Annotated in this window: 6 protein-coding genes; 4 read left to right on the plus strand and 2 right to left on the minus strand. The window is 73.1% G+C overall.

The genetic code is table 11. The annotated features are described in order from the left end of the window. Nucleotides 1–28 precede the first annotated feature (28 nt). Complete coding sequence (gene hrpB, locus PSQ21_RS06775) at nt 29–2539, plus strand: ATP-dependent helicase HrpB (RefSeq protein WP_274029496.1); 2511 nt, start codon at nt 29–31, stop codon at nt 2537–2539. Nucleotides 2540–2742: 203 nt separating this feature from the next. Here the strand turns inward: hrpB and PSQ21_RS06780 are convergent, their stop codons facing one another. Beyond that, entirely contained in the window at nt 2743–4554 is a 1812-nt protein-coding gene (locus tag PSQ21_RS06780) for a lytic transglycosylase domain-containing protein (RefSeq protein WP_274029497.1), read from the minus strand. A 188-nt stretch (nt 4555–4742) separates the two neighbouring features. Between PSQ21_RS06780 and PSQ21_RS06785 the strand changes: the two genes are divergently transcribed. Further along, a complete protein-coding gene (locus PSQ21_RS06785; RefSeq protein WP_274029499.1) occupies nt 4743–5636 on the plus strand; it encodes a DUF4184 family protein in 894 nt (297 codons plus the stop codon). Between the two features lie 87 nt (nt 5637–5723). Here the strand turns inward: PSQ21_RS06785 and polA are convergent, their stop codons facing one another. After that, a complete protein-coding gene (gene polA / locus PSQ21_RS06790) occupies nt 5724–8435 on the minus strand; it encodes a DNA polymerase I (RefSeq protein ID WP_274029500.1) in 2712 nt (903 codons plus the stop codon). 120 nt (nt 8436–8555) lie between these two features. Between polA and PSQ21_RS06795 the strand changes: the two genes are divergently transcribed. Both PSQ21_RS06795 and PSQ21_RS06800 read left to right on the plus strand, forming a co-directional pair. Continuing rightward, complete coding sequence (locus tag PSQ21_RS06795) at nt 8556–10847, plus strand: FdhF/YdeP family oxidoreductase (RefSeq protein ID WP_274029501.1); 2292 nt, start codon at nt 8556–8558, stop codon at nt 10845–10847. A gap of 89 nt (nt 10848–10936) precedes the next feature. After that, nucleotides 10937–11407, plus strand: a complete 471-nt coding sequence (locus PSQ21_RS06800) for a PaaI family thioesterase (RefSeq protein ID WP_274029502.1) — start codon at nt 10937–10939, stop codon at nt 11405–11407. The last annotated feature ends 263 nt before the right edge of the window (nt 11408–11670 follow it).

Raw genomic sequence — 11670 nt, forward strand, 5'->3', positions numbered from 1 at the left:
GGGGCCGCTCCCGTACGACACTGGGGGCGTGATCCGTACCGAAGCCCTGGACCGACTGCCCGTCCGTACCGCTGTGCCCGCCCTGCGGCGCGCTCTCGACGACCGGGGCGTCGCCGTCCTGTGCGCCCCGCCCGGCACCGGCAAGACGACGCTCGTCCCGCTGGTGCTGGCCGGGCTGACCGGCCAGGGCCCGGTGCGCCGGGTCGTGGTCGCCGAGCCGCGCCGGATCGCCGCGCGGGCGGCGGCGCGGCGGATGGCGTGGCTGCTGGGCGAGCAGGCGGGCGAACGGGTCGGGTTCACGGTGCGCGGCGAGCGCGTGGTGGGACGGGACACGGTGGTGGAGGTCGTGACCACCGGGGTGCTGCTCCAGCGGCTCCAGCGGGACCAGGAGCTGGCCGGGGTGGACGCGGTGATCATCGACGAGTGCCACGAGCGGCACCTGGACGCCGACACGGTCGCCGCGTTCCTCCTGGACGTACGGGAGACGATCCGGCCCGATCTGCGGCTGGTGGCGGCGTCCGCGACGACGGACGCGGAGGGCTGGGCGCGGCTGCTCGGCGACGCCCCGGTGATCGAGGCGCAGGGGGTCTCGCACCCGGTGGAGGTCCTCTGGGCGCCGCCCGCCCGTCCGGTGAAGCCGCCGCACGGGATGAGGGTGGACCCCGCCCTGCTGACGCATGTGGCGGCGACCGTGCGGCGGGCGCTCGCCGAGCGGGCGGGGGACGTGCTCTGCTTCCTGCCCGGCGTCGGCGAGATCGGGCGGGTGGCCGGGCAGCTCGCGGGCGTGGACGCGGAGGTGCTCCAGGTGCACGGGCGGGCTCCGGCCGCCGTGCAGGACGCGGTGCTGGCCGGGTCCTCCGGGGGGCGGCGGGTGGTCCTGGCGACCTCGGTGGCGGAGTCGTCACTGACGGTGCCGGGGGTGCGGGTCGTCGTCGACTCGGGTCTCGCCCGGGAACCCCGTACCGACCATGCCCGGGGGCTGAGCGCCCTGAGCACCGTACGGGCCTCCCGGGCGGCCGGGCGGCAGCGTGCCGGGCGTGCGGGGCGGGAGGCCCCGGGGGTGGTGTACCGGTGCTGGGACCAGGCCGAGGAGGGGCGGCTCGCGCGGTTCCCCTCGCCCGAGATCAAGGTCGCCGACCTGGCCGCCTTCGCACTCCAGGCGGCGTGCTGGGGCGACCCGGACGCCTCCTCGCTGGCGCTGCTGGACCCGCCGCCCGCCGGGGCGATGGGCGCCGCCCGGGAGGTGCTGGAGGCGATCGGCGCGGTGGACGGCGGGGGCCGGGTCACCGAGCGCGGCGCCCGGATGGCCCGGCTGGGGCTGCATCCCCGGCTGGCGCGGGCCCTGCTGGACGGCGCGCGGGAGGTCGGGGCGCGGCGGGCCGCCGAGGTGGTGGCGCTGCTGAGCGAGGAACCGCCCAGGGAGTACGGGGACGATCTCGCGGCGGCGCTGCGGACCGCCCGCCGGGGCCAGGACGGATACGCGGCGCGCTGGAAGCAGGAGGTGCGCCGGCTGTCGTCGTCGCTGGGGGGCGGCCCGGCGGGCGGGAAGGACGGCGGCCGCTCCGACGACGCGGTCGTCGGCCTCGTCGCCGCGCTGGCGTTCCCGGAGCGGGTGGCGCGGGCCCGGGGCGACGGGGCCTTCCTGATGGCGTCGGGCACGGGCGCGGAGCTGCGGGACGCCTCTCGGCTGCGCAGCGCGCCCTGGCTGGCCGTGGCGGTCGCGGACCGGCCCTCCCACGCGGCGTCGGCGCGGGTGCGGCTGGCGGCGGTGGTCGACGAGCCCACCGCGCTGCTGGCAGCCGGGCATCTGCGGGTGCGGGGCGAGGAGGTCCGGTGGGTGGACGGCGAGGTGGTGGCCCGGTCGGTGGACCGGCTGGGCGCGGTGGAGCTGGCGGCACGGCCGCTGAGGCAGCCCGATCCGGAACTGGTGCGCGGGGCCCTGGTCGAGGGGCTGCGGCGGGAGGGGCTCGGGTTGCTGCGGTGGACCCGGGACAGTGAGCAGCTGCGGTGGCGCCTGGCGTTCCTGCACCGGGTGCTGGGCGCGCCGTGGCCGGACGTCGCGGACGGGGCGCTGCTCGCGGAGGCCGGGGCGTGGCTGGAGCCGGAGCTGTCGCGGGCCCGTCGGCGTTCCGATCTGGGCCGGATCGACGGGGGCCAGGCGTTGCGGCGGCTGCTGCCCTGGGCGACCGGGGAGGCCGCCCGGCTGGACGAGCTGGCGCCGGAGCGGATCGAGGTGCCGAGCGGCTCCCGGATCAGGGTCGAGTACGGCGGTGAGCAGCCCGTCCTGGCGGTGAAGCTCCAGGAGTTGTTCGGGATGGGCGAGACGCCCCGGGTGGCCGGGGTGCCGGTCCTGGTGCACCTGCTCTCCCCCGCCGGGCGGCCCGCGGCCGTCACGGCGGACCTGGCGTCGTTCTGGCGGGAGGGTTACAAGGCGGTGCGGGCGGAGCTGCGCGGCCGCTACCCGAAGCATCCGTGGCCGGAGGACCCCACGACCGTACCGGCGACGCGGTTCACCTCGGCGCGGCTCAAGCGGTCGTAGGACGCTCCGCCCGCCGGGACCGCGCCTTGAGCCTTGAGCCGGAGGGCGGGCGCGAGCAGTCCCACGCCGAGGCCGAGGAGGCCCCGGGGCAGGTACGAGGTGAGGGGGAGGACCGGGACGCGCTGCGGCTTCACCAGCTCCGTCACACAGCCCCTCGGCCGGACGGCCGGGGGGCTGTGCGATGGCTGTGCGGTACGGCGGGGTCAGGCTCCGGGGGTTTCCGTCTCCTTCGGAGCGGTCCCTTCCGAGGCCCCTTCCTCCGGGGCCCCTTCCTCCGGAGGAGCGGTCTCCGCCGGGGTCGTCTCCTCCGGGGCGGTCTCCTCCGGGGCCTTGATGGTGAGTTCGATGACGACCGAGGCGCCGCCCTCCGCAGTGAGACGCAGCTTGAATGTGCCCTCGGTGCCGTCCGCGAAGATCTCCGGGAGCCGGAGCATGCCCTCGGCGTCCGTCGTCAGCGTGGTCAGGGTGCGGACCGGCTTGCCGGCCGCGTCCTTGAAGTACGGGCCCTTGTCGTTGTCGAAGAGCCCCAGGGAGTCCTTGACCATGGTGGCGGTGACGGCCACTCCGGCCGCGGCGGCGTCCTTGTACGTGGCCTTGACGGTGACGGCGTCCGCGAACTTCTCGCCGGGTGCGGCGACGAGCGCCTTCTCGTCGGTCCGGGCGATCGCGTCGGCCTCGCGGGCGGTGACGGTCGCCGCGTAGGTCAGGGTGCGCGGCCTGCCGCTGCCCGCGACGGCGGTCACCGTGAACTCCCCGGCCTTCTCGCCCGCGCGGAGTTCCGGTGCGGTGGCGGTGCCGTCGGCCGCGGTCCGCATCGTGACGGTCTTCTTGGCGCCGGCGAAGAGCGTGCCGGTGTCCCCGGTGACGGTGAACGTGACGGACACCTTGCCGAGCGGGGCGCCGAGCGCGTTGCGGGCGAGGACGGCGACCCGCTCGTCGAACGCCTGGCCCGCGGTGGCGCGCAGCGGCCCGGTGCCCGCGTTCTCCAGGGAGCCGAAGGTCTCGGCCGGTGTCGGCTTGGAGGTGGGCGGCTTCGGCGTCGGGCTGGGGGAACCGTCGCCGGGCTTCGAGGGGCCTGTGCTCGGCTTGCCGCCCGGCTTGTCCGGGGAGGGCTTCGGGCTCGGGGTGGCTCCCGGGCTCGGGGTTCCCGGGTTCGGGCTCGGGGTGGAGCGGGAGGGAGTGCTCGGAGTGGTGGGCAGCGTTCCGGTGCCGTCGGGGATCTCGTGCGTACCGCGCTGGTAGTACGAGAACCAGGAGCGGACCGTGCGCAGGTACTCCGTCGACCGGTTGTAGCTCAGCACGGCCTTTTCGAGGTCGGCGGTGATGGCCAGATCGCGGTCGTTGGCGCAGAGGTAGCGGCCGGCGGCGAGCGCCGCGTCGTAGATGTTGTTGGGGTCCTTGCGGCCGTCGCCGTTCGCGTCCTGGCCCCAGGAGGCCCAGGTCGACGGGATGAACTGCATCGGGCCGACCGCGCGGTCATGGACCGCGTCGCCGTCGTACGCCCCGCCGTCGGTGTCCTTGATCAGGGCGAAGCCCTGCCCGTTGAGGGCCGGGCCGAGGATGCGGGGGCTGGCGGTGCCGTTGGCGTCGACGCGCCCGCCGCGTGCCTGGCCGGACTCGACCTTGCCGATCGCCGCGAGAAGTTGCCAGGGCAGCCGGCAGGAGGGGTCGGTCGTCGCGACGGTCCGCTCGGCCTGCTTGTACGCGGCCAGGATCGACGCCGGAATGCCCGCTTCCGCGCTCCCGGTCACCGGCAGATTGCTGGAGGATCCGGGCTTGTCGGGCGTGACCAGGGGCGGAAGGTCCGTGTAGTAGGGCGAGTTGCCGGTCGCGGCGCCGTCGTCCTCGGTGCCCGCGGTGTCCTCGCCGGCCGCCTTCGGGTCACCGCCGCCGGCGGATCCGTCGGCCAGGGTCGCCGCGGGCGCCTGCGAAGCCGCGAGTGCCGCCACGGCGGCCGCCGCCACCGCGGTGGTCGTGGCCCCCTTGCGCAGACGTCGGCGAATGTGGGCTGCCATACGTTCCGGTCCCTCCCCCTCGAAGGCTGCTCGCGCTCCCCAGCGCAAGGACTCCAGCGACCCTACGGCAACTTGTGTCGCCCGAGCATGGGCCCCTGACCGCTTCTTACTGTTTTTTCACGTTCACGGGCGCATGTTGTCCTGTCGGCCACAGAAGGGTGCCCGAACGGTCCCGCATACTTGCCGCCATGCCGTTCACGCTCAGTCATGCCGCGGCCGTGCTCCCGGTGATCCGCCGGAACGGGACGGCCCGGTGGCCGCTGTTCCCCTCCGCTCTCGTCGCCGGTTCGTTCGCGCCCGACATCACCTACTTCGCGGACACGGTGGTCCCCGGGGCGATGGAGTTCGGGTCGTTCACGCACACCTTCCTCGGGGTCGTCACGGTGAACGTGGTCATCGCGGCGGCGCTGGTGGCGGTGTGGGTCCTGCTGCGGGAGCCGTTGGCGGCGCTGCTGCCGGTACGGGTCAGGGGTCGCGTCCACGCCTTCGTCCGGGGGCAGCGGTGGACGCGGGCCTCGTTCGGTCCTTCCGCCTGGCTGTGGTTCGCCGTCTCCGGTGCCCTGGGCGCGGCCACGCATGTGGTGTGGGACGCGTTCACCCACCACAGCCGGTGGGGGACGGAGCTGGTGCCGGTGCTCAGCCGCGTCGTCGGCGGCTTTCCCGTGTACCAGTTCGTCCAGTACGGCAGTTCGGCCCTGGCCCTCGTGGTCATCGGCTGGTTCGCCGTCAGCGGGCTCCGGCTGACCCCGGAGGTGCCCGCGGCCGAGGAGGTGCCGGTGCTCGGCCGCCGGGAGAGGTGGGGCGCTCTCGGTCTGCTGGGCCTGTGCGTGCTGCTCGGCGCCGTCCACCGGTGCGTCCGCTGGTACGCCCGCTTCGGCCGGGTGGAGAGCCCGCTCGACATCATCCCCACGGCCTGCTTCGGCGCGGGCGCCGGACTGGCGGCCGGGCTTCTGCTGTACGGGGTGTGGATGCGGCTGCCGGGCAGACGGCCGGGGACGCGGGGCCCGGCGCGGACGCCGGCAGGGCAGGGGACCCCGGTAGCGGAGGGGGCCCGTACGGAAGCGGAGGCAGGCCGGAGGTAGGGCCGCGCGGAAGGCCCGGGCCCGGAACCGTGACGCGGCCCGGGCCCGGAACCGTGACGCGGCCCGGGCCCGGCCTGTGCCGGTGGCTCAGTGCGCGGCCGACTCCCAGTCCCCGCCGACGCCGACCGAGACGTCGAGCGGGGCACGCAGCTCGACCGCGTGGGCCATCTCGTGGCGCAGGATCTCCTCGACCCGCTTCCGCTCGCCCTTCGCGATCTCCAGGACGATTTCGTCATGGACCTGGAGCAGCATCCGCGAGGTCAGCTCCGCCTCGGTCAGCGCCCGGTCCACCCGCAACATCGCCACCTTCACGATGTCCGCGGCGGTGCCCTGGATCGGGGCGTTGAGCGCCATCCGCTCCGCGGCCTCACGGCGCTGGCGGTTGTCGCTGTTCAGGTCGGGGAGATAGCGGCGCCTGCCGAGAATCGTCTCCGTGTACCCGGTGGCCCTGGCCTCCTCGACGACCCGGTGGAGATAGTCCCGTACCCCGCCGAACCGCTCGAAGTAGGTGTCCATCAGCACCCGGGCCTCGGCGGGATCGATGTTCAGCTGCTGGGAGAGGCCGAACGCGGAGAGGCCGTAGGCCAGTCCGTAGGACATGGCCTTGATCTTGCGGCGCATCTCCGCGTCGACCGCGTCCTTCTCGACGCCGAAGACCTGCGAGGCGACCGTGGTGTGCAGGTCCTCGCCGGAGGTGAACGCCTCGATCAGACCGGCGTCCTCGGAGAGGTGCGCCATCACCCGCAGCTCGATCTGGCTGTAGTCCGCCGTCATCAGCGTCTCGAAGCCCTCACCGACGACGAAGCCCCGGCGGATCGCCCGGCCCTCGTCCGTACGGACGGGGATGTTCTGCAGGTTGGGGTCGGTGGAGGAGAGCCGGCCGGTCGCCGCCACCGTCTGATTGAACGTGGTGTGGATCCGGCCGTCCGCAGCGATCGTCTTGACCAGGCCCTCGACGGTGACCCGCAGCTTGGCCTGCTCGCGGTGGCGCAGCATCAGCACCGGCAGCTCGTGCTCGGTCTGCGCCGCCAGCCAGGCCAGCGCGTCCGCGTCCGTGGTGTATCCCGTCTTGGTCTTCTTCGTCTTCGGCAGGCCCAGCTCGCCGAAGAGGATCTCCTGGAGCTGCTTGGGCGATCCGAGGTTGAACTCACGGCCCACCGCCGCGTGCGCCTCCTTCACCGCCTGCTGCACGGTCCCCGCGAACTGCTGCTCCATCCCCTCCAGGTGGGCCCGGTCCGCGGCGATCCCGTGCCGCTCCAGACGGGCCAGGAGGATCGACGTCGGCAGCTCCATGTCGTGCAGCAGCTCCGCCGCGCCCACCTCCTTCAGGCGGGTGGTGAACGCGTCGCCCAGGTCGAGCACGGCCCGGGCCTGCGCCATCAGCGCGTCCGCCTCGGCCCGGTCGTCCGCGCCGAAGGCCAGCTGCCCGTCGGAGGCGGCGGCCGGGGCCAGCTCCCGGCCCAGATACTCCACGGCCAGCGCGTCCAGGGCGAAGGAGCGACGGCCCGGCTTCACCAGATACGCGGCGAGAGCGGTGTCCATCGTGACGCCTTCGAGCCGCCAGCCGTGCTCGGGGAAGACCCGCATCACGTTCTTCGCGTTGTGCAGGACCTTCGGCCGGGCCGGGTCCGAGACCCAGGCGGCGAACGCCCGCTCGTCGGCCTCCTCCAGCTGCGCCGGGTCCAGCCAGGCGGCGGCCCCGTCGGCGGCGGCGAGCGCGATCTCGGTGACCGTGCCGGCGCCCAGCGACCAGGTGTCCACCGTCATGACGCCGAGCGGCCGCGCGCCGTGCGCCTCCAGCCACGGGGCGACCTCGCCGGAGCCCAGCACGGCCCCGTCCAGCTCGATCCCGGCGGCGGGCGCGGGCGGCTCGGCCTCCGCCGCCCCGGGATCGACGGCGAGGAGGCGCTCGCGCAGGCTCGGGTTGCGGATCTCCAGTATGTCCAGGACACCGGTGACCGCCGTGCGGTCGTACGGAGCGCGCTCCAGGTCGGCCGGGGCCTTCGGCAGCTCCACGTCACGGACCATCTCGGTCAGCACCCGGTTCATCTTCACCGCGTCCAGGTGGTCGCGGAAATTCTGCCCGGCCTTGCCCTTGACCTCCTCGGCCCGCTCCACCAGCTCGGCGAAGGAACCGAACTGGTTGATCCACTTCGCGGCCGTCTTCTCCCCCACCCCGGGGATACCGGGGAGGTTGTCCGACGGGTCGCCGCGCAGGGCGGCGAAGTCCGGATACTGCTGAGGGGTGAGCCCGTACTTCTCGACGACCTTCTCCGGCGTGAACCGGGTCAGCTCGGAGACCCCCTTGGTGGGGTACAGCACGGTCACGTTCTCCGTGATCAGCTGGAAGGAGTCCCGGTCCCCGGTGACGATCAGCACCTCGAACCCGGCCGCCTCGGCCTGCGTCGCCAGCGTCGCGATGACGTCGTCCGCCTCGAAGCCGTCCACCGCGAACCGGTCCGCGCGCATCGCGTCCAGCAGCTCGCCGATCAGCTCGACCTGCCCCTTGAACTCGTCGGGGGTCTTGGAGCGGTTCGCCTTGTACTCCGGGAACTCCCGCGCACGCCACGTCTTGCGCGACACGTCGAACGCCACCGCGAAGTGCGTGGGCACCTCATCACGCAGCGTGTTCGCCAGCATCGACATGAAGCCGTACACGGCATTCGTCGGCTGCCCCACCGCCGTCGTGAAATTCTCCGCGGGCAGGGCGAAGAACGCCCGGTACGCCAGGGAGTGCCCGTCCATGAGGAGCAGGCGCGGTCGGTTGTCTGCCGTCTTCTTCGATGCCGTCTCAGCCACGCCCCCGATCCTGCCACGGCCCACTGACAATCCGGACCGGCGCGACACCCGGAGGTCCGTGGCAGGATCGACGGTGAGGACGCAGACACGCGGAAGAAGCGCTCGAAGGGGAGCAGCATCATGGCCACCAAGCCGCCGACCGGTGACCCGGTCCAGGACGCCCCGCAGGTCGAGCCGGCCCCGCACGCCGCCGCAGGACTGCCGGCCGTCGCCCACTCCCTGCGCATCGCCCAGCAGCAGATGGGGGTGCGCCGCACCGCGCGGACCCTCCTCAAGGTCAACCAGAAGGACGGCTTCGACTGCCCGGGCTGCGCCTGGCCCGAGGGCGACAAGCGGCACACCGCCGAATTCTGCGAGAACGGCGCCAAGGCCGTCGCCGAGGAGGCGACCCTGCGCCGCGTCACCCCCGACTTCTTCGCCGCCCACCCGCTGGCCGACCTCGCCGAACGCAGCGGATACTGGCTGGGCCAGCAGGGCCGGATCACCCAGCCGGTGTATCTCCCCGAGGGCGCCGACCGGTACGAGGCGGTGACCTGGGAGCGGGCGTTCTCAATCATCGCCGAGGAGCTGACCGCCCTCGACTCCCCCGACGAAGCCCTCTTCTACACCTCCGGCCGCACGAGCAACGAGGCCGCGTTCCTCCTCCAGCTCTTCGCCCGCGAGTTCGGCACCAACAACCTGCCGGACTGCTCCAACATGTGCCACGAGTCGTCCGGCTCGGCGCTCACCGAGACCATCGGCGTCGGCAAGGGCAGCGTCTCCCTGGAGGACCTGCACCAGGCCGACCTGATCATCGTCGCCGGACAGAACCCCGGCACGAACCACCCCCGGATGCTGTCCGCCCTGGAGAAGGCCAAGACCGCCGGGGCGAAGATCATCTCGGTGAACCCCCTGCCCGAAGCCGGCATGGAGCGGTTCAAGAACCCCCAGACCCCCCAGGGCATGGTCAAGGGCACCGCCCTCAACGACCTCTTCCTCCAGATCCGCATCGGCGGCGACCAAGCCCTCTTCCGCCTCCTCAACAAGCTGATCCTCGCGACCGACGGAGCCGTCGACACCGCGTTCGTCGCCGAACACACCCACGGCTACGAGGAGTTCACCAAGGCCGCCGAAGCGGCCGACTGGGACGAGACCCTCACCGCCACCGGCCTCACCCGCGCCGAGATCGAGCAGGCCCTCGCCCTCGTCCTCGCCTCGAAACGCACCATCGTCTGCTGGGCGATGGGCCTCACCCAGCACAAGCACTCCGTGCCCACCATCCGCGAAGTCGTCAACTTCCTCCTCCTGCGCGGAAACATCGGCCGCCCCGGCGCCGGAGTCTGCCCGGTGCGCGGCCACTCCAACGTCCAGGGCGACCGCACCATGGGCATCTTCGAACGGCCCGCACCGGCCTTCCTCGACGCCCTCGACAAGGAGTTCGGCATCACCTCGCCGCGCCACCACGGCCTGGACGTGGTGCGCTCCATCCAGGCCCTGCGCGACGGCGACGCGAAGGTCTTCTTCGCGATGGGCGGCAACTTCGTCGCGGCCACACCCGACACCACCGTCACCGAGGCCGCGATGCGCCGCGCCCGCCTCACCGTCCACGTCTCGACCAAGCTCAACCGCTCCCACGCCGTGACCGGGACCCGCGCCCTGATCCTGCCCACGCTCGGCAGGACCGACAAGGACGTCCAGGCAAGCGGCAAACAGTTCGTCACCGTCGAGGACTCCATGGGCATGGTCCACGCCTCACGCGGCAACCTCACCCCCGCGAGCCCCCACCTGCTCTCCGAACCCGCCATCGTCGCCCGCCTCGCCCGCGCCGTCCTCGGCGCCGGCTCCCGTACGGACTGGGAGGCCTTCGAGCGGGACTACGCCACCATCCGCGACCGCATCTCCCGCGTCGTCCCCGGCTTCGAGGACTTCAACACCCGCGTCGCCCGCCCCGGCGGCTTCACCCTCCCCCACGCCCCCCGCGACGAGCGCCGCTTCCCCACCGCCACCGGCCGCGCCAACTTCACCGCCGCCCCCATCGAGTACCCCGAACTCCCGCCCGGCAGGCTCCTGTTGCAGACACTGCGCTCCCACGACCAGTACAACACCACCATCTACGGCCTCAACGACCGCTACCGGGGCATCAAGGGCGGCCGCCGCATCGTCATGGTCAACCCCGAGGACGCCGCCGCCCTCGGCCTCGCCGACGGCACCTACACCGACCTCATCAGCGAATGGAAGGACGGCGTCGAGCGCCGCGCGGACGGCTTCCGCGTCGTCCACTACCCCACCGCCCGGGGCTGCGCCGCCGCCTACTACCCGGAGACCAACGTCCTGGTCCCCCTCGGCTCCACGGCGGACACCAGCAACACCCCGGCCAGCAAGTCGGTCATCGTCCGCTTCGAGGAGCACCGGAACGCCCCCGGCGGCGACTGAAAACCGCCACCCCCTAAGCGTCCGCTCAGCCGTCTGATAAGAACGGTGCAGACAGCAACGAACCAGCGCACCGAAACGGAGCCGGACCCATGGGCGAGCACACCACACCCCTCTTCCCGCAGGAAGTCATCGACGAATACGCGGCACTCGGCGTCGACCTGCCCGCCCTCTTCTCCGCCGGCCACCTCGGCGAGCGCATGGGCGTGACCATCGTCGAGGCCTCCGCCGACCGCGTCGTCGGCACCATGCCCGTCGAGGGCAACACCCAGCCCTACGGCCTCCTGCACGGCGGCGCCTCCGCCGTCCTCGCCGAAACCCTCGGATCCATCGGCTCCATGCTCCACGGCGGAGCCTCCAAAATCGCGGTCGGCGTCGACCTCAACTGCACCCACCACCGGGGCGCCCGCAGCGGCCTCGTGACCGGCGTCGCCACCCCCGTACACCAAGGCCGCTCCACCGCCACGTACGAGATCGTCATCACCGACGAACAGGACAAGCGGGTCTGCACCGCACGCCTCACCTGCCTCCTCCGCGACGCCCCCCGCCCCGGAGCGAACTGACCTCCACCGCGGACCGGCCCGCCACCTCCACCGCGGACCGACCCCTCCACGCACCGCCTCCCCCGCCCCGCGGCACAACCCCCTGCCCGGCCGGAACCGCACCTGCGCGTTCCGGCCGGGCAGTGTCATTTCCCCACCAAAAAACGACAGTTGGCCAACACACTCGGTCAACTTCCTTGACTCCACCGCGCGTTCCATGAGCCACTCAGCAGCCACATCGGCCCCCACGACCCCCGGGACCCCACCGCCGATGTAACACTGCG

Source organism: Streptomyces sp. MMBL 11-1, assembly GCF_028622875.1.
Lineage (GTDB): Bacteria > Actinomycetota > Actinomycetes > Streptomycetales > Streptomycetaceae > Streptomyces.

Excerpts from the sequence above, each read along its gene's own strand:
- PSQ21_RS06785 (WP_274029499.1), top strand. The coding sequence starts at position 4,743 with ATGCCGTTCACGCTCAGTCATGCCGCGGCCGTGCTCCCGGTGATCCGC.
- PSQ21_RS06795 (WP_274029501.1), top strand. The coding sequence starts at position 8,556 with ATGGCCACCAAGCCGCCGACCGGTGACCCGGTCCAGGACGCCCCGCAG.
- PSQ21_RS06800 (WP_274029502.1), top strand. The coding sequence starts at position 10,937 with ATGGGCGAGCACACCACACCCCTCTTCCCGCAGGAAGTCATCGACGAA.
- PSQ21_RS06780 (WP_274029497.1), bottom strand. The coding sequence starts at position 4,554 with ATGGCAGCCCACATTCGCCGACGTCTGCGCAAGGGGGCCACGACCACC.